The organism is Fuscibacter oryzae (assembly GCF_016765795.1).
Classification (GTDB): Bacteria; Pseudomonadota; Alphaproteobacteria; order Rhodobacterales; family Rhodobacteraceae; genus Fuscibacter; species Fuscibacter oryzae.
The window spans coordinates 451,329-471,226 of sequence record NZ_JAESVP010000001.1 but is presented as its reverse complement, the minus strand read 5'-3'; the positions used below and the strand labels follow the sequence as shown (position 1 = coordinate 471,226).

At 63.5% G+C, this 19,898-nt stretch carries 19 protein-coding genes; 5 read left to right on the top strand and 14 right to left on the bottom strand.

Going from position 1 to position 19,898, the window contains the following annotated elements; translation table 11 throughout:
- Position 1: 1 nt before the first annotated feature.
- The 8 genes from JI744_RS02225 to JI744_RS02190 form a co-directional block, all read right to left on the bottom strand.
- Positions 2-1,597: an ABC transporter ATP-binding protein gene (locus tag JI744_RS02225; protein ID WP_202657822.1), complete on the bottom strand. Its 1,596-nt coding sequence runs from the start codon at positions 1,595-1,597 to the stop codon at positions 2-4.
- Positions 1,597-2,592 (bottom strand): BMP family lipoprotein, encoded by a 996-nt coding sequence (locus JI744_RS02220; RefSeq protein WP_202657821.1) that lies wholly within the window; start codon positions 2,590-2,592, stop codon positions 1,597-1,599. The genes JI744_RS02225 and JI744_RS02220 overlap by 1 nt, the downstream gene beginning before the upstream one ends.
- Positions 2,593-2,739: 147 nt before the next feature.
- Positions 2,740-3,162, bottom strand: coding sequence for a GNAT family N-acetyltransferase (locus JI744_RS02215; protein WP_202657820.1), 423 nt, complete (start codon positions 3,160-3,162; stop codon positions 2,740-2,742).
- Positions 3,159-3,770, bottom strand: coding sequence for a tRNA (adenosine(37)-N6)-threonylcarbamoyltransferase complex dimerization subunit type 1 TsaB (gene tsaB / locus JI744_RS02210; RefSeq protein WP_202658243.1), 612 nt, complete (start codon positions 3,768-3,770; stop codon positions 3,159-3,161). Before tsaB ends, JI744_RS02215 begins: the two co-directional genes overlap by 4 nt.
- Positions 3,757-4,314, bottom strand: a complete 558-nt coding sequence (locus JI744_RS02205) for a NifU family protein (RefSeq protein WP_202657819.1) — start codon at positions 4,312-4,314, stop codon at positions 3,757-3,759. Before JI744_RS02205 ends, tsaB begins: the two co-directional genes overlap by 14 nt.
- An 82-nt stretch (positions 4,315-4,396) precedes the next feature.
- Complete coding sequence (locus JI744_RS02200; RefSeq protein WP_202657818.1) at positions 4,397-4,567, bottom strand: hypothetical protein; 171 nt, start codon at positions 4,565-4,567, stop codon at positions 4,397-4,399.
- Positions 4,568-4,679: 112 nt separating this feature from the next.
- Positions 4,680-5,372, bottom strand: coding sequence for an aspartate/glutamate racemase family protein (locus JI744_RS02195; protein ID WP_202657817.1), 693 nt, complete (start codon positions 5,370-5,372; stop codon positions 4,680-4,682).
- A gap of 4 nt (positions 5,373-5,376) precedes the next feature.
- Complete coding sequence (locus JI744_RS02190) at positions 5,377-5,832, bottom strand: universal stress protein (protein WP_202657816.1); 456 nt, start codon at positions 5,830-5,832, stop codon at positions 5,377-5,379.
- A gap of 256 nt (positions 5,833-6,088) precedes the next feature.
- Here JI744_RS02190 and JI744_RS02185 point away from each other — a divergent pair, with 256 nt between their 5' ends.
- Positions 6,089-6,754, top strand: a complete 666-nt coding sequence (locus JI744_RS02185) for a Rieske (2Fe-2S) protein (RefSeq protein ID WP_202657814.1) — start codon at positions 6,089-6,091, stop codon at positions 6,752-6,754.
- A 38-nt stretch (positions 6,755-6,792) separates the two neighbouring features.
- Here the strand turns inward: JI744_RS02185 and trpS are convergent, their stop codons facing one another.
- Positions 6,793-7,854, bottom strand: coding sequence for a tryptophan--tRNA ligase (gene trpS / locus JI744_RS02180; protein ID WP_202657812.1), 1,062 nt, complete (start codon positions 7,852-7,854; stop codon positions 6,793-6,795).
- An 82-nt stretch (positions 7,855-7,936) separates the two neighbouring features.
- On the opposite strand from trpS, the gene JI744_RS02175 reads away from it, so the two are divergent.
- Positions 7,937-8,623 (top strand): rhomboid family intramembrane serine protease, encoded by a 687-nt coding sequence (locus JI744_RS02175; protein ID WP_202657811.1) that lies wholly within the window; start codon positions 7,937-7,939, stop codon positions 8,621-8,623.
- Here the strand turns inward: JI744_RS02175 and murJ are convergent.
- The 3 genes from murJ to JI744_RS02160 are packed head-to-tail and all read right to left on the bottom strand — an operon-like array spanning position 8,614 to position 14,106.
- A complete protein-coding gene (murJ, locus tag JI744_RS02170; protein WP_202657802.1) occupies positions 8,614-10,155 on the bottom strand; it encodes a murein biosynthesis integral membrane protein MurJ in 1,542 nt (513 codons plus the stop codon). The genes JI744_RS02175 and murJ overlap by 10 nt on opposite strands.
- Positions 10,152-12,911 carry a [protein-PII] uridylyltransferase gene (locus JI744_RS02165; protein ID WP_202657800.1) on the bottom strand — a complete coding sequence of 920 codons (2,760 nt, stop codon included), beginning with the start codon at positions 12,909-12,911 and terminating at the stop codon, positions 10,152-10,154. The genes murJ and JI744_RS02165 overlap by 4 nt, the downstream gene beginning before the upstream one ends.
- 22 nt (positions 12,912-12,933) lie before the next feature.
- Complete coding sequence (locus JI744_RS02160) at positions 12,934-14,106, bottom strand: penicillin-binding protein activator (RefSeq protein WP_202657797.1); 1,173 nt, start codon at positions 14,104-14,106, stop codon at positions 12,934-12,936.
- A gap of 102 nt (positions 14,107-14,208) precedes the next feature.
- On the opposite strand from JI744_RS02160, the gene rsmI reads away from it, so the two are divergent.
- From rsmI to gshB, 3 genes are read left to right on the top strand one after another with little or no spacing between them, the layout of a single operon-like run.
- Positions 14,209-15,081, top strand: coding sequence for a 16S rRNA (cytidine(1402)-2'-O)-methyltransferase (gene rsmI, locus JI744_RS02155; protein ID WP_202657795.1), 873 nt, complete (start codon positions 14,209-14,211; stop codon positions 15,079-15,081).
- A complete protein-coding gene (locus JI744_RS02150) occupies positions 15,078-15,431 on the top strand; it encodes a YraN family protein (RefSeq protein ID WP_202657793.1) in 354 nt (117 codons plus the stop codon). The genes rsmI and JI744_RS02150 overlap by 4 nt, the downstream gene beginning before the upstream one ends.
- A 58-nt stretch (positions 15,432-15,489) precedes the next feature.
- Positions 15,490-16,437 carry a glutathione synthase gene (gene gshB, locus JI744_RS02145; protein ID WP_202657791.1) on the top strand — a complete coding sequence of 316 codons (948 nt, stop codon included), beginning with the start codon at positions 15,490-15,492 and terminating at the stop codon, positions 16,435-16,437.
- 27 nt (positions 16,438-16,464) lie between these two features.
- Here the strand turns inward: gshB and JI744_RS02140 are convergent, their stop codons facing one another.
- Together JI744_RS02140 and deoC are read right to left on the bottom strand one after the other, a co-directional pair.
- Positions 16,465-18,837: an aldehyde dehydrogenase family protein gene (locus JI744_RS02140; RefSeq protein ID WP_202657789.1), complete on the bottom strand. Its 2,373-nt coding sequence runs from the start codon at positions 18,835-18,837 to the stop codon at positions 16,465-16,467.
- A gap of 10 nt (positions 18,838-18,847) precedes the next feature.
- Positions 18,848-19,801 carry a deoxyribose-phosphate aldolase gene (gene deoC, locus JI744_RS02135; RefSeq protein WP_202657787.1) on the bottom strand — a complete coding sequence of 318 codons (954 nt, stop codon included), beginning with the start codon at positions 19,799-19,801 and terminating at the stop codon, positions 18,848-18,850.
- Positions 19,802-19,898 lie beyond the last annotated feature (97 nt).

The following is a 19,898-nucleotide window of genomic DNA, read 5'->3' as shown; positions in this document are numbered from 1 at the left end:
GTTATGCCGCCTTGCCCGCGTCTGGTTTGCTCGTATCGGTAACGCCCGCCATCAGCAGGCCCAGCTCACGCTCATTGGTGGTTTCAGGGTCGCGAAAGCCCATCAACTGGCCATCGAACATCACGGCGATGCGGTCTGACAGACTGAGAATCTCATCCAGTTCAACCGAGACCAGCAAGATCGCCTTGCCTGCATCGCGCAGCGCAATGATCTGCTTGTGAATGAATTCAATCGCGCCGATGTCCACACCGCGGGTGGGCTGTCCGATCAAAAGGATGTCGGGGTTGCTTTCAATCTCTCGTGCCACCACGATCTTTTGCTGGTTCCCGCCCGAGAAATTCTTGGCCGCCAGCGAGGGGATCGGGGGGCGCACGTCGAAAGTGGCCATTTTGGCCTCGGTATCGGCGCGGATGGCGGTATTATCCATCAGAAGCAGGTTCTTCTGGTATTTCGCGGCGTTGTGATAGCCAAGCGCAGAGTTTTCCCAGGCCGTGAAATCCATGATCAGGCCCAGAAGCTGGCGGTCCTCGGGAATGTGGCCCATGCCCGCCTCGCGCCGGGTGCGGCCATCGGCGCCGGGGCCAGATAGCGGCAGGGGCTGCCCCTTCAGCGTCACGCTGCCAGTGGCCTTTTGAATGCCACCAAGAGCCGCCAGCAATTCGGACTGCCCATTCCCGGCGACGCCGGCGATGCCCAGAACCTCTCCGGCGCGAATTTCAAAGCTGACGCCTTTCAGGCGTTCAACCTTTTGCTCGTCCTGCACGCGCAGATTTTCGACCGACAGCACCACGGGGCCGGGGTTGGCGGGGCCTTTGGCGACATCCAGCAGCACCTTGCGGCCCACCATCAGTTCGGCCAGCTGTTCTGGGCTGCTGTCGGTGGTTTTCACCGTGGCCACCATCGTGCCGCGCCGCATGACGCTGACATGATCGGTCGCCTCCATGATCTCTCGCAGTTTGTGGGTGATCAGGATGATGGTCTTTCCCTGCGCCTTGAGGCTGGCAAGGATACGGAACAGGTGATCGGCCTCGGCCGGGGTCAGCACGCCGGTGGGTTCATCAAGGATCAGAATTTCGGCCTGACGATACAGGGCCTTGAGAATCTCGACACGCTGCTGATGTCCGACGGACAGATCCTCGATGATCGCATCGGGATCGACATTCAGCTCGTATTCGTGCGACAGATCGGCCAGTGCCTTGCGGGCCTTCGACAGCGAGGTGTTGAGGGCAAAGCCCTCTTCCGCGCCCAGAACGATGTTTTCCAGCACGGTAAAGTTCTGCACCAGCTTGAAATGCTGAAACACCATGCCGATACCGGCGCGAATGGCGCTCTGGCTGTCGGGGATGGTGGTGGGGGTGCCGTTGATCAGAATCTCGCCAGCGTCTGCTTTGTAAAAGCCGTAAAGAATGGACATCAGCGTGGATTTGCCCGCGCCGTTTTCGCCGATGATGCCGTGGATCGTGCCGCGCGGCACGGCGATGTTGATGTCACGGTTTGCTTGCACCGGGCCGAAGGCTTTGGAAATGCCCTTGAGCTCGATTGCGTAGGAAGAGGGGGCGGCAGTTGCCTGCCGCCCCACATCGGTCTTTTCGACCATCAGAACGCCACCGCCGGGCAGGTGTTGTCGGCCATGTAGTCATGCACGACCAGTTCGCCCGATTTGATCTTGCCCGCAGCGGCATCGACCGCTTCCTTCATTTCCGGCGTGACCAGCTTTTCGTTGTTCTCGTCCATCGCATAGCCCACGCCTTCGTTGGCAAGGCCAAGCACGTTGATGCCGGGGGTCAGGTTTTCACCTTCCTTGAACGCATCATAGACGGCGACATCGACACGCTTGAGCATCGAGGTCAGAACAGAGCCGGGGTGCAGGTGGTTCTGGTTGGAATCGACGCCGACCGACAGGATGCCTTCGTCAGCCGCAGCTTGCAGCACACCAAGGCCGCTTTGCCCGGCGGCGGCAAAGATCACGTCGGCGCCTTGGGCCTTTTCGCCCTTGGCGATTTCAGCGGCCTTGACCGGATCGTTCCAGGCGGCAGGCGTGGTGCCGGTGAAGCCCGCGATGATCTTGGCATCGGGGTTGACCGATTTCACGCCTTCGGCAAAGCCGCAGCCGAACTTGCGGATCAGCGGAATATCCATGCCGCCGACAAAGCCGACCGTGCCGGTTTTCGACGCCTTGGCCGCCATGATGCCGACGAGGTACGAGCCTTCTTCTTCCTTGAAGACCACCGATTTCACATTGGGCTGTTCCACCACCATGTCGATGATGGCGAATTTGGTGTCGGGATAATCGGGGGCGACGGTGTTCAGCACATCGCCAAAGGCAAAGCCCGTCATCACGATGGGGTTGGCACCGCTTTCTGCCAGTTGGCGCAGGGCTTGTTCGCGCTGCGCCTCGGACTGCATTTCCAGCTCTTTATAGGTGCCGCCGGTTTCCTTGGCCCATTTCTCGGCGCCGTTGAAGGCGGCCTCGTTGAAGGATTTGTCGAACTTGCCGCCAAGGTCAAAAATCAGCGCTGGTTCAGCCATGGCGGCGGCAGAGGTCAGCGCCAGCGTCGCGGCTGCACCCAGAAGGTGCTTGAGAATGGTCATTGTAATCTCCCGGTTTCAAGGTTCGTTGCCCCGCTGTCACCGCCCGAACCGGGCAACGTGCAGCGGGTTCCGGGCCATAGTAGGGGAAAACCTGACCGAAGGGTCAACAGAAATCTGGGGCCGCATCGCCGGCCGGACGCTCGCGCGCTAAACTTCTTGCGGAAAAGCGAAAATCAGGATCAGCGCATCGTCGCTTGTGCCATCGGGCATGTGGTAATAGCCGCGCCTTTTGCCCGCTTGGGTGAAACCTGCCGCTAGGTAAAGCGCCTGTGCGGGCTGATTGGAGGCGGCCACTTCCAGAAAGGCCGATTCGGCACCGCGCCGCTGCGCTTCGGCCAGAAACTGCTGCACCAACTGGCGGCCAAGGCCGTTGCGGCGGGCGGCGGGGGCGACGGCAAGGGTCAGCAACTCAGCCTCGTCAGCAACGACGCGGGCCAGAAGGAGGGCGTCTGGCGCAGTCAGGGTAAAAACCATTGGGCTGGACAGCATCTCGGCAAATTCGTGGGCCGACCACGGGCGAGGCATGGTAAAACAGGCCGCATGTAGAGAGGCCATGTTTTGCGGCGTCATGGCAGAATCACAGGGGGCGGGTCGGACGGCGGAGCGGCATCGGCACCGCGCAGATAGAATGGCGCGGGCCGGGGCTGATCGGTGCCAAGGCGCGCGGCGGCGATTTCGGCAATGGCCTGAGCAAGTGGCATGGCAGCGGGCAGGCCGCCGGGCGCGGCCGATCCGGTCAGAGCCCCTGCCGGAAGGGCCGAAGCTGGGGCAAGGGTGGCAGGGCCGGGGCCATCGGCGGTAAAGGTTTGCAGATAAACCTCATCTCGCCGGGCATCTTCGGCCACAGTCAGGGGGCGCGGCAGACCGTGGGCCAGCGCCTCCAGCCGGGTGACACCTATGGCGGGGATGCCAAGGCCAAGCGCCAGCCCCCGCGCCGCCGCAACGCTGATCCGCACGCCGGTAAAGTTGCCGGGGCCGGTGCCGACGCCGATGGCGGCAAGATCATGCCAGCCGATGCCGCCTTCGGCCAGCAATTCGTGCAGCAGGGGCATCAGGCGTTCGGCCTGCCCCTTGTCCATCGCTTCGGACTTCAGGAAAGCGCGGCCCCCCGACAGCAAAGCGGCGGCGCAATGCGCCGCCGATGTGTCGAATGCCAGAATGGCCTTAGGCGGCAACAGGGCGAACCTCGGTCACCTCGGGGATGTAATGGCGCAGCAGGTTTTCGATGCCCATCTTCAGCGTCAGCGTGGACGAGGGGCACCCAGCGCAGGCACCCTTCATGTGCAGGTAAACCACCCCACGGTCGAACCCGTGAAAGGTGATGTCGCCGCCATCCTGTGCCACGGCGGGGCGGACACGGGTATCCAGCAGTTCCTTGATTTGGCTGACGATATCGCCATCGGGGCCGTCATGCGTGGCATGGGCGGCCTGACCTTCGCCTTCAATCGCAGGCGCGCCGGACTGATAATGCTCCATGATGGCACCTAGGATGGCGGGCTTGATATGCTGCCATTCCACATCGTCGGCCTTGGTCACGGTCACGAAATCGGTGCCAAGGAAGACCCCGGTTACCCCGGAAACCGCAAAGACCCGCGCGGCCAGCGGCGATTTCGCGGCGCTGTCGGCATTGGGAAAATCAGCAGCGCCCAGTTCCAGCACGGACTGGCCGGGCAGGAATTTCAGCGTGGCGGGGTTCGGCGTGGATTCGGTTTGAATGAACATGGCGGGGCTTCCCTACTATTCCAGTCGGATATGCGCCCGGCAAAGCCCCGAGTCAAGGTCAGGCCCCAATCAATCCCCCTGATCATTCAGCCGTGTAATAGGCGAACATCTGGTCGATGGCGGTTGGCTTGGCGGGCTTTCGGGCAGATTTCTCGGCAGGTGCGGCAGCGCCGGCTTCGGTGAAATAGGCCAAGCCGGGAACTTCGCTTGGCGTAACGGCAAGGCTGGCCGGTTTGGCGACACGGTTGGACATGATAAATCCTTTCGTCTGCCTCCCTGCCGGCAATATAGGGTTTTTGCTGCGCCGCAGAAAGGCACGGATGCGGGATGGTGCCTTGCGGCATGCGCATGACGTTACGGCCGGATCAGGTGCCCAAAGCAGTCCTGATCGCGGCCTGACAATGGATTTCCACCGTGTCGAAAACCGGAACCGGCACGTTTTGCGCGTTCAAAAGCATTCCCACCTCGGTGCAGCCCAGAACAAGGCTGTCAGCCCCGGCCTGTTCCAGCCGTCGGGCAATTTCCTCGAACAACAGGCGAGAGGGTGGCGTCACCACATCCTTGCACAATTCGTCATAGATAATGCGGTGAATGTCGGCCCGGTCTGGTGCGGCGGGAAGGACGGGCGCAAGGCCCGCTGCGCGCAGGGCGTCGGTGTAAAAGCCTTGTTCCATGGTAAAGGCCGTGGCCATCAGGCCGGGGCGGTGCAGGCCGGCCGATGCGATGGCCTGTGCGGTGGCTTCGGCAATGTGGATCAGCGGGACCGAGACCCCCTGCATCATCTGGGCCGCCAGCTTGTGCATGGTGTTGGTGGCCAATACGATCACCTGTGCCCCGGCCTGTTCCAGAAGGCGCGCTTCGGCATTCAGACGCTGCGCCAATGCCTCCCAGTCGCCTGCCGCCTGCGCGGCTGCGATGGGCGCGAAATCCAGCGACCGGATGATCAGGTCGGGGGAGTGCAGCCCACCCATAGCCTCGCGCGTCAGGTCGCACAGGCGCCGGTAATAGGTTTGGGTTGAAGCGGCAGACATACCGCCCAACAGGCCGATTGTCTTCATGATCTTAGCTGATCGCCTCCAGCCGTTCCTTTGACATGTCGCCAGGAACGATGGTGATCGGCACCGGCAGGGTGCCCGCGTTGCGCGTCAGGTGGCTGACCAGCGGGCCGGGGCCGTTCTTTTCGGTGCCCGCCCCAAGAACCAGGATCGCAACCTCGCTGTCTTCGCGGATCTGCGCCAGAATTTCATTCACCGGATCACCCTCGCGGATCACAAGTTCAGGGTTCACCCCTTGCTTGTCGCGCATCCATTTGGCGAAGACCTCGAAATGCGCCTCGATCCGCTCGCGCGCTTCGGCGCGCATCAGGTCGGCGACGCCCATCCAGTGCTGAAACTCATCGGGCGGGATGATCGACAGGATCTGAACGCCCCCCCCCGTATGAGAAGCCCGCATCGCCGCATAACGCATGGCATTCAGGCATTCGCGGGTATCGTCGAGAACGACGAGAAACTTACGCATGATTTCTCCCCTTCGGGCCAGATCATCGCCGATGGGCCTGCGAACCGCAAGCCGGACCGCGACAAGAAAAAGCCCCCGGTCCGGGGGAGGGCCGGGGGCGCGGCCCTAATAGCGTGGGCCAGCGAGCGGGGACAGACGGGGGCGGGGCGCCCCCGCGACCAGATTGGCAGCGGAGTGAATCGATTCCGTGACGGGTTCAGCTTTGAACGGCGGTTTGCCGGTGTTACGCTAAGCCAATGGAACAGCGGAAATGGCCATGACCAAGACGCGCAGGGACATGCTGAATTTCGCGCTTGCCGGGGCGGGTCTGGTTGCGTCGGGCGCTGCGGCCAAGGGGTTGCTTGGCGCGCTGACCTCAGATGCTTCGGTTGGAGCCAGGAATGTCGTTGTTGATTTGTCGAAAGTGGCTGAGGGGCAGACGAAGTTTCTGACCGGACCCGATGGAAACTACTTTGTCCTGTGGCATCGCTCACCCGAAATGATTGCGCGCGCCGAACGGGGCTATGATGACGCATTGCCCGACCCGACTGCACGAAACGCCAATCTTGCGGCAACTGCGTCGGCTACAGATGCCAACCGCCGGATAACGGCGGACGGCAGCTTCGTGCTTTACGAGGGCGTTTGTGCTGCATGTGGAGCCGCACGGTATGGGTTTGTACTTATGCAAGGCGGTGATGGGCAGGGTTGCAAAATGCGGCTGGGCAATGATTCTGTGGATGATTGTGCCAGTTGGTACTGCGTAAGATGCACCGCGCGTTACGATGCCAGCGGCCTGCTGATCGCCCACGGTTTTATAGCACGCAACCTTCCAATTCCTCCGGTTCTGGTTGATGGCGACAGGCTTGTTCTCTTGCCCCGGCGTGACAAGCAGTTGTCAGAGGAAGAGCTGGACGCCCTGATCTATGGGGCGCCCAGGAGTTGACTTGAGGGCAGCCTGTTCCCTGCCAGTTCTGCGTAGGGTCAGCGCGCCCGCGACCGGATCATCCCCACGATGTCCTTGGTCCGCTCCAAGATTGGGCGGGCGATGGCTTCGGCGCGGTCGGCGCCGTTGCCAAGGATGCGGTCGATCTCGGCGGGGTCTTTCATCAGGCGGTTCATCTCAACCGTGATCGGCGACAGTTTCGCCACCGCCAGATCGGCCAGTTTGGGCTTGAAGCTGCCGAACTGGGCGCCCGCATTTTCGGCAATGACCTCGGCCACCGTCTGCCCGGACAAAGCGGCGTAGATGTTCACGAGGTTCTTCGCCTCGGGCCGGTCGCGCAACCCGTCTACCGAGCCGGGCAGGGGCTCTGGGTCGGTCTTGGCCTTGCGGATCTTGGCGGCAATCATGTCGGCATCATCGGTCAGGTTGATGCGGCTTTGATCCGAGGGATCGGATTTCGACATTTTCTTGGTGCCGTCGCGCAAGGACATCACGCGGGTCGCAGCGCCTTCGATCAGCGGTTCGACCACGGGGAAGAAATCGACGCCGTAATCGTTGTTGAACTTGATTGCGATGTCGCGGGTCAGCTCCAGATGCTGTTTCTGATCCTCGCCCACCGGAACCATGGTAGCGTGATAGGCCATGATGTCGGCGGCCATCAGGCTGGGATAGGCGTAAAGCCCAAGGCTGGCCGCTTCGGCGTTCTTGCCGGCGGTCTTGTCCTTGAACTGGGTCATCCGGTTCATCCAGCCAAGCCGCGCGACGCAGTTGAAGATCCACGCCAGTTCCGCATGGGCCGAAACCTGGGACTGGTTGAACAGGATCGAGCGCGCCGGGTCGATGCCCGCGGCGATAAAGGCGGCGGCGCCTTCGCGGGTTTGCTGACGCAGGCGTTCGGGGTCTTGCCAGACGGTGATGGCGTGCATGTCGACAAGGCAATAGATCGTCTCGATCCCCTCATCCTGCTTTTCGACAAAGCGCTTCAGCGCGCCAAGATAGTTGCCAAGGGTCAGGCCGCCCGACGGCTGAATGCCCGAAAAGATGCGGGGCGTGAAGCGGGCGCTGGCTTGGGTCTGAGGCGTTTGGACCGGCTCGGACATCTGGGGATCCTCTGGAAAGTTGTGCCCATCGGGCTTATCGCTGGGCGGCAGGGGCGTCAATCATGGCCCGTGGGAGTGTGTGATGCAGGAAGAAAAGGTTTCGCCGCTGAATCCGGTGCCTTGGGTGGCCTGGCTGCTGGTTTTGCCGATGATCGCGCTGGAGGTGGTGCTGTCGGCGGGCGAGGCGGGCATCGCGGGCGGGCCGACGGCGATTGGCTGGCGGTCGGCGGCGGTGCAAGAGATGGCCTATTCCCCGGTTTTCATGCGCGCCATGGTTGAGGCGCATCAATACCCGTTGAATGGGATGTGGCGGCTGGTCAGCTATCCGTTCGTGCATCTGTCGGTCAGCCACCTGTTGTTCGTGGCGGTGTTCCTGCTGGCCTTGGGCAAGTTCGTGGGCGAGGCGTTCCGCTGGTGGGCCGTGCTGGCGATCTTTGTGATCTCTGGCATCGCAGGCGCGCTGGTTTATACGGCGGTGCTGCCCACGATCCAGACGCCGCTGATTGGCGGCTGGGTGCCGATTTACGGGCTGATCGGGGGTGTCAGCTTCATCTTGTGGCACCGGTTGAGGAATGACGGGGCCAAACGGTGGCGGGCGTTCACCATGATCGGGTCGCTGTTGCTGTTCCGCATTCTGGTGTCGCCCATTTTCGGATGGGGCTGGGATGTCGTGGCCGAGATTCCGGCCTTTGTGACCGGGTTCCTGCTGTCTTATCTGGTCTCGCCCGGCGGCGCGCGCGAGGTTTACGCGCGCCTGCGTCAGCGCTGACGGCGGAAGGATTGCAGGTCTGACAGGCGGAAGGCGCCGATGACAAAGCCGGTCCCGAAATAGCTGGCGATGCCCGCCATAACCAAACACGCCAGCGCCAGATAGCGCCAGCCATGGCTGGCCAGTGCCGGGGCCAGCGCCCATGCGAGCGCGCCCAGAACCCCGCCCATCACCACGCAGGCCAGCAGGATGCGCGGCAGGCGGGCTTTCATCCGGTCGTCAAAGCGCGCCTCCTCGCCCATTTTCCGCGCGCCGAGCCACAGTTGGGCTGCCATGAACCAACCCGCGATGGTGGTGGCCCATGCGGCGGCGGAAAAGCCGATCAGGGGCATTCCGCCAAAGGCGATGGCGGCGTTGACGATCATCGAGATAATGGCAAAGCGAAACGGGCTGCGGCTGTCTTCGCGGGCATAGTAAAGCGGTTGCAGCACCTTGGTCAGAACAAAGGCGGGCAGGCCTGCGCCATAGATCGCCAGCACAAGGGCGGTGGCATCGGTATCGGCGGCGGTGAAGGCGCCGCGCTGATACAGCACCTGCGTCAAGGGCCATGCAATCACCACCAGCGCCACGGCGGCGGGCAGGGTCAGGGCAAGGCCGAACTCGGTGCCGCGGTTGAAGCTGGCACGGCCGCCCACGGCATCGCCAGCGCGCAAGCGGCGGGCAAGGTCGGGCAGCAGGACCGTGCCGATGGCGGTGGCGACTACGCCAAGTGGCAATTGGTAAAGCCTGTCGGCATAGACCAGCCACGACACGGCCCCTTCGGTGTAACTCGCGACCTGACGGCCCACGATCATGTTGATCTGCACCACCCCCCCGGCCAGAACGGCAGGCGCGGCGATGATCGCCAGACGCTTCAACTCTGGCGTCAGGCGCGGCAGGCGCAGATGATAGCGAAAGCCGACGCGGTGGGCCGAATACATGGTGAAGGCCAGTTGCACGACGCCTGTGATCGGCACGCACCACGCCAGCGTCATCCCCATGTTCCAGCCCGCCCAGGTGGCCAGCCACATCGCCGCGATGAAGATCAGGTTGAGGAGGACCGGCACGAACCCGGCCTCGGTGAAATGGCCATAGGCGTTCAGCACGCCCGACAAGAGGGCGACGAGCGAGATGAACAGGATATAGTTGAACCCGATCTGACCATAGATCACTGCCAGATCAAACCGTTCGTTGCCGACAAAGCCGGACGCCATGGCCCAGACCAGAAACGGCATGGCAAGGGTGCCCAGAACCGAAAACACCGCCAGAATGGCCGCCATGCCGTTAAAGGCATCTTCGGCAAAGCCGCCGGCATCCTCGCCCGATTCCAGCTTTTTGGCGAACATCGGCACGAAGGCCTGGTTGAAGGCGCCCTCGGCAAAGAACCGGCGGAACATGTTGGGCAGCGAGAAGGCGACGTTGAAGGCATCGGCCATCGCCCCGGTGCCCAGATAGGCCGCCATCATCGCATCGCGCACAAAGCCCGCGCCGCGTGACAGCAGCGTCCATGCGCCCACGGTCAGGACCGAGCGGATCAGGGAAATCGGCCTCATGCCTCGGCCCTTTCGGTGCCTTCGACGATGGCCTGGCGCAGCTTGCGGTCCAGCGCCTCTTGCTTGCTTTTGGCGTGCAGTTTCAGGCCGAACATGTCCTTGACGTAAAAGCTGTCCACCACCTGCCGGCCATAGGTCGCGATCACGGCGCTGGCGATGTAGATGTTGTTGGCGGCCAGCGTGCGCGTCAGGTCATAGAGCAGGCCGGGCCGGTCGCGGGTATCGACCTCGATGATGGTGTAGATTTCCGAGCCTTCGTTGTCGAAGGTGATGTGGGTTGGAAAGCGGAATTCGCGCTCGCGCTTTTTCACCTTGTCGCGGCCGGCCAGCGCCTGTCGCGCAACGACTTCGCCCTTGAGCGTGCGTTCGATCATCTGGCGCAGGCGGGTCAGGCCCGCGACCTCATAGGGCTTACCCTCGCGGTCCTGTATCCAGAACACCGGCGTCGCATAGCCGTCTTTTGAGGTATAGGTGCGGGCATCGACGACATTGGCGCCTACCAGCGCCAAGGCCCCGGCAAGGCGGGAAAAGATGCCCGGATGGTCCGCCAGCGCAAAACAGGCGCGGGTGGCGTCGCGGCTGGGTTCGGGATGCAGGTCGATCCTGATCTCATCATCGCCCAGACCGCGGAGCAGGCGGGCGAAGACCTCTTGCGTGTCGGTGGTCAGGCCCTGCCAATAGGGGGCATAGTGCCGCCCCACCTCGGCGCGCAGTTCCGCGGTGGACCAACCGGCCAGACGAGCGCGTAGCGCAGCTTTCGCCTCATCCTCGCGCTTTTCGCGGTTGAAGTTCTCCAACCCACCTTCCAGCGCCTCGGTCGTGCTGGCGTGCAACTGGCGGACCAGCATTGCTTTCCAGTTGTTCCAGGTATCCGGCCCCACGCCGCGAATGTCGCAGACGGTCAGCACGGTCAGCAAGTCAAGCCGCTTGCGGGTTTTCACTGCCTTGGCAAAGTCGCGCACGGTGCGCGGGTCACCGATGTCGCGCTTTTGCGCCATGTCGGACATCAGAAGATGCCAGCGCACCAGCCATTCGACGGTCTCGCATTCCTCATCTGTCAGCCCCAGCCGGGGGGCCACGCGCCGCGCGATCTGGGCGCCGAGGATTGAATGGTCTTCGGGGCGCCCCTTGCCGATGTCATGCAGCAGCAGCGCGACATAAAGCACCTTGCGGTTGACCCCGGCCTTCAGGATCGAGGACGACAGCGGCAGGTCTTCGACCAGCTCGCCCCGCTCGATCTGGGCGAGAACGCTGATGGTCTGGATGATGTGTTCGTCCACCGTGTAGTGGTGATAGACGTTGAACTGCATCATCGCGACGATGGGTTCAAATTCCGGGATATAGGCCGACAGCACGCCCAACTCGTTCATCCGCCGCAGGGCGCGTTCGGGGTTGCCGTGTTTCAGCAGCAGGTCAAGGAATATGCGCGACGCCTCTGGCGCGTCGCGGGTATCGTCATCCATCCGGTCCAGATTGGCGGCCAGAAGTCGCATGGCATTGGGGTGGATCAGATAGCCAGTGCGCATGCCTTCTTCGAAAATCCGCAAGAAGTTCAGCGGATCGGCCAGAAAGGCGGCAGGGTCGGCCACGTCGATGCGGCCTTGCAACACCTTGTAGCCGGGCTTCAGCCGTTTGCGGGTGAAAATGCCCTTCAGCCGCGCCTCTGGCTTCACGTGACGGGCCTCGAGCTCGGTCAGGAAGATGCGGGTCAGTTCGCCGACGCGGGTGGCGTGGCGGAAATAGTCCTGCATGAAAATCTCGACCGCCCGCCTGCCGCTGGCATCGTGATAGCCCATCCGCTCTGCCACCTCGACCTGAAGGTCGAAGGTCAACTGATCGGTGGCGCGGTTGGTGACATAGTGCATGTGGCAGCGCGCGGCCCACAGGAAATCTTCGGCGCGCTGAAAGGTGGCGAACTCCTCTTCGCTGAACAGGCCCGCCGCCACCAGACCGGCGGGCGATTGCACGCGGTGCAGGTATTTCCCGATCCAGTACAGGGTTTGCAGGTCACGCAGGCCGCCCTTGCCTTCTTTGACATTGGGTTCCAACACATAGCGCTGGTTGCCCTGCCGCTTGTGGCGCTCGGCGCGTTCGGCAAGCTTTGCCTCGATGAACTCCGGCCCAGTGTTGCGGAAAAGGTCAGCCCAGAGGCGTTCGCTCAGCTCCTGCGCAAGCGGGGCATGGCCTGCGATAAAGCGATGTTCCAGCAGGGCGGTGCGGATGGTGATGTCTTCGCGGCCCAGACGCAGGCAGTCTTTTACGGTGCGGCTGGAATGGCCGACCTTCAGTTTCAGATCCCACAGGATGTAAAGCATCGATTCAATGACGCTTTCGGCCCAGCCGGTCACCTTCCAGGGTGTCAGGAACAACAGGTCCACATCGGAATAGGGGGCCATTTCGGCCCGGCCGTACCCCCCCACGGCCACAACCGCGATACGCTCTCCCTGGCTGGGATTGGGCTGGGGGTGTAGCAGCTCTCGTGCGACCGACAGCGCCACCCAGACCAGCCCGTCGGTCAGCGCAGCTTGCGCCGAGATCAGCGCCCGCGCCTCATGCGGGGCTGTGCGGAAGGCAGCGGCCAGCATCTCATTCGCGCGGGCCTTGGCGGCTGCGAGATGACGCACGGCCACGGCACGGTTGGCGCGGGTATCGCCGCCGCGCTCAACCTCGGCGGCGATGGCGGCCAGCAGGGTGGGCGGGTCGATAAGGTCCGGGGCCGGGATCAGAAGATCCGGCCCCGATTGTGGAAGCGGCATGGGTGTCTGCTCCTGTCCGGTATCAGAACCCTGCGCCGCCAAAAGCTTTTGGCGCGGCCTGCACCACCTTGTAGGTGCCGCTGGTGACCTGCGCCACGGCAAGGCCTCGGTCATTCGTGCCATCGCTGCGCAGGCGGAAAATGCCGTTCACGCCCAGAAAGCCCGCGCCTTGAGTCAATGCTGCCTTGGGGATCGGCCCGCCCGCAGCCTTGTCCGACAGCGCGCCAATGGCGGCGATGCCATCATAGGCCAGCCCAGTCAGGATCGGGTTGGGCGATTCGCCGAACGAGGCCTGATAGCGCGACAGGAAAGCGCCGTAAGTGCCCGGATCGGGAATGGCGAACAGCCCACCCTGCACGCCGGGCAGCGACAGCGTGGCCGCTGGAATATCCCAGCGCGACAGGCCGACATATTGCACAGCGCCTGTGGGCAGGCCGTTTTCGGACAAAAGCTGGCTGATCAGCGGCAGCGCGCCCGCCGTATCGGCGGTCAGGAACACGGCCTGTGCGCCTGCGCCCTTGGCCTGCACCGCGATCTGCGGGGCCGCCTGCACGATGCCATTTTGCGAGAATTCATAGCTGGCGGTGCCCACGACTGACCCGCCCGCGGCCGTCCAGCCGCGCTGAATGGCGGCGCGGCCAATCTCGCCTGCGGCGGTCTTGTCATGCACGATCATCACGCTTGATTTGCCAGTGCCGACGGCATAGCGGCCAAGGGTGCGGGCCACGCTGTCGAAGGTGGTTCCAAGCACGAAGACGTTGTTGCCCGCGATATCGGGGTTGTTCGAGAATGCAAGAACGCTGACCCCGGACGAGGCAACAGCCACGCCTGCCGCATTCGCCTCTTGCGCGTAAACCGGGCCAAGGATGACCTGCGCGCCCTCGGCCACGGCCTTGGTGGCCATGCTGGCGGCCTGCGATGGCTGGCCTGCGGTGTTATAGACGCGCAGATCGACCTGCACACCGTTCAGATCCGAAATCGCCATCCGCGCGGCATTTTGCAGCGACTTGGCCAGCATCTCGTCACTGGCCTGACCAGAGCCGCCGGGAACAAGCAGGGCGACCTGAACCTTGCCGCTGCTGCCTACCGTGGGGGCAGGGCCGGTTCCGGGGGTACAGGCGGCCAAGGCAACGGCAGACAGGCCAAGGGCGATCTGGGCCAGCGACTTGCGGGCGCGGCGCAAAAGAGACAACATGGGAAATCCTCACTCCCGAAGGCTGGGTGCCCGAAGGCTGGGTAACTGGATGCGAAGCGTAAGCAGTTCGCGGCAGGAAGTAAACTTGTCAGGGAGGTCGCGGTGACGATCGTCAAAGCTGCGGCCGAACTTCGCCCCTTGCCGCCGGGTCTGCATTTCGTTTCAACGCCGATCGGGGCGGCGCGCGACATCACGCTGCGCGCACTGGATACGCTGGCCAGCGCGGATGTGCTGGCGGCCGAAGATACCCGGACCCTGCGCCACCTGATGGAGATTCATGGCGTGCCCCTGAACGGGCGGCCCATGGTGGCGTATCATGATCATAACGCAGGGCAGGCGCTGCCGCGTCTGCTGGGCGCGCTGGCCGAAGGCAAAAGCGTCGCCTATGCGTCAGAGGCGGGAACGCCGCTGGTGTCGGACCCCGGATTCGAGCTGGCGCGCGAGGCGGCTGCGCGAGGTTTGCCGGTGATCGCGGCACCCGGTCCATCGGCAGTCCTGTGTGCCCTGACGGTTTCGGGCCTGCCATCGGACAGGTTCCTGTTCGCGGGCTTTCCGCCCAATGCGAAATCGGCGCGCGCGACGTTTCTGCAAGAACTGGCCCCGGTGCGCGCGACGCTGATCCTCTATGAATCGCCAAAGCGGATTAACCAATTGTTAGGCGATCTGGCCCAATATCTGGGAGGGATGCGCCAGGCCGCCGTTTGTCGGGAGCTTACCAAACGCTTCGAAGAGATCACACGCGGGACTTTGGCAGAACTGGTGGTCGCCTTTGCAGAGCGTGAGGTGAAGGGCGAAATCGTCGTGGTCGTCGATCGCGGGGCAGAGGTGGCGGCGGATGCCGAAACGGTGGAGAAAGCCTTGGATCACGCCTTGCAGGCGATGTCGGTGAAGGATGCGGCGGCGGCGGTGGCCGAAGCTTACGGCCTGCCGCGCAAAGAGGTGTACCGGATGGCACTGCTACGGGGGCGGGAATGAGCGGACTGGTTTCCTATCGTAAAGGGTTGCATGCCGAAGAGGCGGTGGAGCGGGTTTATTCGCTCTCCGGCCGTGAAATCTGCGCCCGGCGTTGGCGCGGCGCTTCGGGCGAGGTGGATCTGATCGCGCGCGATGGGGCGGAGGTGATTTTCATTGAGGTCAAGGCCAGCCGCACCCATGCGGAGGCGGCGCTGAAGCTGGGCCCGGCGCAGATTGCACGCATCTGTGCCTCGGCGGCGGAATTCATTGGCGGTGAACCGGCGGGGCAGTTGACGCCATGCCGCTTTGATCTGGCGCTGGTCGATGGGCAGGGCCGGGTGGAGATTCTGGAAAACGCCTTCGCGGCGTGAATTGCATCCCGGCGCGGCTTCGGCCATCAAGGGGCCTTGAAATCCCGGAGGATGCGTCATGGCCCTGAAGGTCGCTTTGCAGATGGACCCGATCGGGTCGGTCAATATCAACGCCGATTCGACATTCCGCATCGCGTTAGAGGCGCAGGCGCGGGGGCATTCGCTGTTCTTCTACACGCCGGACAAGCTGGCCTTTGTCGAGGGCAGGGTGATCGCGCGGGGCTTTCCGATCGAGCTGCGGCGCGAGCAGGGCAACCATGTGACCTACGGCCCGGAAACCGAGGTGGATCTGGCTGATTATGATGTGGTCTGGCTGCGGCAAGACCCGCCGTTCGACATGGGCTATATCACCTCCACCCATCTTTTGGACATGGTTCACCCTAAAACGCTGGTGGTCAATGATCCGTTCTGGGTGCGAAATTTTCCTGAAAAGCTGCTGGTTCTGCGCTTTCCCGATCTGACGCCGCCCACCGCAATTGCGCGCGATCTGGCGACGATCCGCGCGTTCAAGGCGCGGCATGGCGATATTATCCTCAAGCCGCTGTATGGCAACGGCGGTGCGGGGGTGTTCCGGCTGGACCCGAATGACCGCAACCTTGCCAGCCTGCACGAGTTGTTCACGGGCATGAGTCGCGAGCCGATGATCGTGCAGAAGTTCCTGCCGGATGTCTCCAAGGGCGACAAGCGGGTGATTCTGGTTGATGGCGAGCCGGTGGGCGCCATCAACCGGGTGCCGCAGGCGGGGGAAACCCGGTCGAACATGCATGTCGGCGGGCGGCCCGAAAAAGTCGGCCTGACCGAGCGCGATCTGGAGATTTGCCGTCGCATCGGGCCAACCTTGCGCGAAAAAGGGCAGATTTTCGTCGGCATCGACGTGATCGGCGACTGGCTGACTGAGATCAACGTGACCTCGCCCACCGGCATTCAGGAGTTGGAGCGGTTCGACGGCACCAACACCGCCGCTCGTATCTGGGAAGTGATCGAGGCCAAGCGCCGGGCGGCTTGAGCCGCCCCCGCCTAAATCGCCGGGGCCTCAGGCGCCGTAGGGCAGCCAGATGGTTTTGACCTGCACCGCACGGCGCAGGTATTCCATACCTTGGCCTTGTTCCGAGTCGTGCCACTTGCGCAGGCGGCCAAGGTCTGACCAGACGGGTTTCAGGTTGCCCGCGCTGGCCTTTTCGACCATGGTCGACCCCTCGGCGCTGCCGCAATACCACAGGGCCGCAACGTCGTCGTGTTCCGCCAGCGTTTTTGCCAACACATCCCGCTCACCCGTCAGCAGATTGATGACGCCATCGGGAATATCCGAGGTTTCAAGCACCTGATAAAGGCGCGCTGCGACAAGCGGTTGGCTTTGGCTGGCGACCGCGACCACCCGGTTGCCCATGGCGATGGCGGGCAAGATCAGCGACATCAGGCCAAGCAGTGGCGCCTCATCGGGGGCCACGATACCCATGGTGCCGAAGGGTTCGTTCACCGTCATGGTGACATGGTTCGACTTGGTGGCCGTTACCGCACCGTCGAACTTGTCGGCCTGTGCGGCATACCAGAAGGCGCGGCGGATCGTTAGGTCCACCTCTTCTTCGGGCTTGGGGGTGCCGGTCGCAGCCAGTGCCGCCACGAATTCCGCCCGACGTTGCACTAGGTTTTCGGCCAGAAAATACAACACCTGTGCGCGGTTATGGGCGGTAAGGCCGCCCCAGCCTGTCGCCTTGCCTGCGGCCTCGACCGCGTTCCGCACATCCTTGCGGTTGGCGAGGGCGGCTTGTCCCAGAACCGTACCGCCCTTGCCACGGACAGTATAGCTTTGGCCGCCATCGGCGCGGGCCTGTTTGCCGCCGATGTAGAGTTTGGCGGTTACGTCAATGTCGCTTCCTTGGGCCTTGGCCGCCGGAGTCACATCGGGCACCAGCACGGGCGCAGGCCGCGCCTTGCCCACCTTTTCCCATTTGGTCGTCAGGTATTCCGCCATGCCCGCGCGGCCCCCTTCGCGGCCATAGCCGCTTTCGCGGAAACCGCCGAACGGGGCGCTTGCATCGAAGATGTTGGTGGCGTTGATCCAGACTAGGCCCGCCTTGACCTTCGCGGCAGTTTCAATCGCTCGATTGATATTCTCGGACCAAACGCTTGCCGCCAGCCCATAGCGGGTGTCGTTGGCCAAAGTGATCGCCTCGTCCGGGGTTCGGAAGGTCAGGGTAGTGGCGACGGGGCCGAAGATTTCGGTCTGGCTGACGGTATGGGCCGGGGCGGTGCCGGTGAAGAAGCCGGGCGCGCAGAAGGCACCCTTGGCGGGAAGGGCGCCGGGCGCACGGTGCAGGGTGGCACCTTCGGCCTGACCTTGGGCCAACAGGCCGTTGATCCGGCCAAGCTGCGTGGCCGAGACGATTGCACCGACATCCATTGTCTTGTCCAGCGGGTCGCCGACGCGCATGGTGGCCATGCGGGCGCGCAGTTTGTCAAAGAAACGCTCGGACACGCCTTCCTGCACCAGAATGCGGGAACCGGCGCAGCAGACCTCGCCCTGATTGAACCAGATGGCATCGACGACGCCTTCGACGGCAGCATCCAGATCGGCATCCTCGAACACGATGAAGGGCGATTTGCCGCCCAGTTCCAAGGACAGCTTCTTGCCCGATCCGGCAATCTGGCGGCGGATCACGCGGCCCACCTCGGTTGAGCCGGTGAAGGCCACCTTGTCCACATCCGGGTGCCCGGCAATCGCGGCCCCGGTGGCGCCGTCGCCCTGCACGATGTTGACGACGCCGGGGGGCAGGCCGATTTCCACACAAATCCCGGCAAAGGCATGGGCGGTGAGGGGCGTCAGATCGGCGGGTTTCAGCACCACGGTGTTGCCCGCAGCCAAGGCGGGCGCGACCTTCCATGCCAGCATCAGCAGTGGAAAGTTCCACGGGATGATCTGGCCGCAGACACCGACGGGTGCATGGTTGGGAAACTCGGAGTCCAGCAATTCGGCCCAACCGGCGTGGTGATAGAAATGGCGCGCGACCAGAGGAATGTCGATGTCGCGCGACTCTCGGATGGTCTTGCCGTTGTCGATGGTTTCCAGAACCGACAGGAAGCGTTCGCGCTTTTGCACATGGCGGGCGATGGCGTAGAGGTATTTCGCCCGCTCATGCCCCGGCAGGGCGGACCATTTGGGGAATGCGGCGCGGGCGGCGCGGACGGCGCTATCCACCTCGGCCTCGGAGCCAAGGGCCACTTTGGTCAGCACGGCTTCGGTGGCCGGGTTGACGACTTCGGTGGTTTTGCCCGTGGGTTCGACAAACCTGCCAGCGATGAAATGGCCAATCACAGGGCGCGCGGCAATCCAGGCGGAAACCTCGGCATGGGCTTCGGGGGCGGGACCGTATTCCATGGTTTCCATGATGTCCTTGATGGTGGGCATGGGTCTGTCCTCAGGCCAGCGCGTGGCGGTTGGCGGCCGAGTAGCGGCCCGTGACGTGGTGTTCCAACTGGCGTTCAATATCGCCCAGCATCGACGACGCCCCGATGCGGAACAGGTCGGGCATGCACCACCGCGTGCCCAGCTCCTCTTTCATCAGGATCAGCCAGTTCATCGCATCCTTGGCGGTTTTCAGGCCGCCCGCGGGCTTGAAGCCCACCCATTGCCCGGTCAGATCGCGGAAATCGCGCAGGGCGCGCACCATGGTAAGGGAGACGGGCAGGGTGGCGTTCACCTCCTCTTTCCCGGTCGAGGTCTTGATGAAATCGGCGCCTGCCTGCATGGCGACCATGCTGGCCTTGTACACATTGGTCAGGGTTTTCAGATCGCCGGTGGCAAGGATGGCCTTCATATGAGCATCTCCACAGGCTTCGCGCATCTGGCGGATTTCGTCGTAAAGCGCCTGCCATTGCCCGGTCAGCGCCAGTTCGCGGGTGATCACGATGTCGATCTCGGCCGCGCCCTGTTCCACCGCGTAACGGATTTCGGCCAGCCGCAGGGGCAGCGGCGTCAGCCCCGCCGGAAAGCCGGTGGCGACCGAGGCGACGGGGATGCCGCTGCCTTCCAGCGCCTTCGCGGCATGGGGAACCATGGTAGGATAGACGCAGACGGCGCCAACCGTCAGCCCCTCCAGCCCCAAGGCCGACAGCAGATCGGCACGCACCGGGTTGCGGGCCTTGGCGCAGAGGCGCTGCACCCGGCCTGCGGTGTCATCGCCCGCAAGGGTCGTCAGGTCGATGCAGGTGATGGCGCGGGCGAGCCAAGCGGCCTGCCAGTCTTTTTTCACCGTGCGGCGGCCCGCAAGGCTACTGGCGCGGCGCTCGGCGGCAGGGGTGTTGACGCTGATCGTGTCGAACCAGTCGGGGGTGAAGGGGGTTCCGGTCATCCGGGGGAAGGCATCGGTCATGAAATCGGTTCCCTTCTGCGTGCCATGACGGCCCCGCCATTGATTGCACCGGCTCCGGCAATTTGCCAGAGGTGCCGGTGGCGCAGAAGGGGGAAGC

What these genes read in the sequence shown, in the direction of transcription:
- deoC (WP_202657787.1), bottom strand. Translation starts at nt 19,801, where the DNA reads ATGACCGATGCCTTCCCCCGGATGACCGGAACCCCCTTCACCCCCGAC.
- JI744_RS02205 (WP_202657819.1), bottom strand. Translation starts at nt 4,314, where the DNA reads ATGTTCATTCAAACCGAATCCACGCCGAACCCCGCCACGCTGAAATTC.
- JI744_RS02200 (WP_202657818.1), bottom strand. Translation starts at nt 4,567, where the DNA reads ATGTCCAACCGTGTCGCCAAACCGGCCAGCCTTGCCGTTACGCCAAGC.
- JI744_RS02215 (WP_202657820.1), bottom strand. Translation starts at nt 3,162, where the DNA reads ATGACGCCGCAAAACATGGCCTCTCTACATGCGGCCTGTTTTACCATG.
- JI744_RS02165 (WP_202657800.1), bottom strand. Translation starts at nt 12,911, where the DNA reads ATGCCGCTTCCACAATCGGGGCCGGATCTTCTGATCCCGGCCCCGGAC.
- JI744_RS02150 (WP_202657793.1), top strand. Translation starts at nt 15,078, where the DNA reads ATGAGCGGACTGGTTTCCTATCGTAAAGGGTTGCATGCCGAAGAGGCG.
- JI744_RS02140 (WP_202657789.1), bottom strand. Translation starts at nt 18,837, where the DNA reads ATGCCCACCATCAAGGACATCATGGAAACCATGGAATACGGTCCCGCC.
- JI744_RS02185 (WP_202657814.1), top strand. Translation starts at nt 6,089, where the DNA reads ATGACCAAGACGCGCAGGGACATGCTGAATTTCGCGCTTGCCGGGGCG.
- JI744_RS02190 (WP_202657816.1), bottom strand. Translation starts at nt 5,832, where the DNA reads ATGCGTAAGTTTCTCGTCGTTCTCGACGATACCCGCGAATGCCTGAAT.
- JI744_RS02160 (WP_202657797.1), bottom strand. Translation starts at nt 14,106, where the DNA reads ATGTTGTCTCTTTTGCGCCGCGCCCGCAAGTCGCTGGCCCAGATCGCC.
- JI744_RS02175 (WP_202657811.1), top strand. Translation starts at nt 7,937, where the DNA reads ATGCAGGAAGAAAAGGTTTCGCCGCTGAATCCGGTGCCTTGGGTGGCC.
- JI744_RS02225 (WP_202657822.1), bottom strand. Translation starts at nt 1,597, where the DNA reads ATGGTCGAAAAGACCGATGTGGGGCGGCAGGCAACTGCCGCCCCCTCT.
- trpS (WP_202657812.1), bottom strand. Translation starts at nt 7,854, where the DNA reads ATGTCCGAGCCGGTCCAAACGCCTCAGACCCAAGCCAGCGCCCGCTTC.
- murJ (WP_202657802.1), bottom strand. Translation starts at nt 10,155, where the DNA reads ATGAGGCCGATTTCCCTGATCCGCTCGGTCCTGACCGTGGGCGCATGG.
- JI744_RS02220 (WP_202657821.1), bottom strand. Translation starts at nt 2,592, where the DNA reads ATGACCATTCTCAAGCACCTTCTGGGTGCAGCCGCGACGCTGGCGCTG.
- JI744_RS02195 (WP_202657817.1), bottom strand. Translation starts at nt 5,372, where the DNA reads ATGAAGACAATCGGCCTGTTGGGCGGTATGTCTGCCGCTTCAACCCAA.
- gshB (WP_202657791.1), top strand. Translation starts at nt 15,490, where the DNA reads ATGGCCCTGAAGGTCGCTTTGCAGATGGACCCGATCGGGTCGGTCAAT.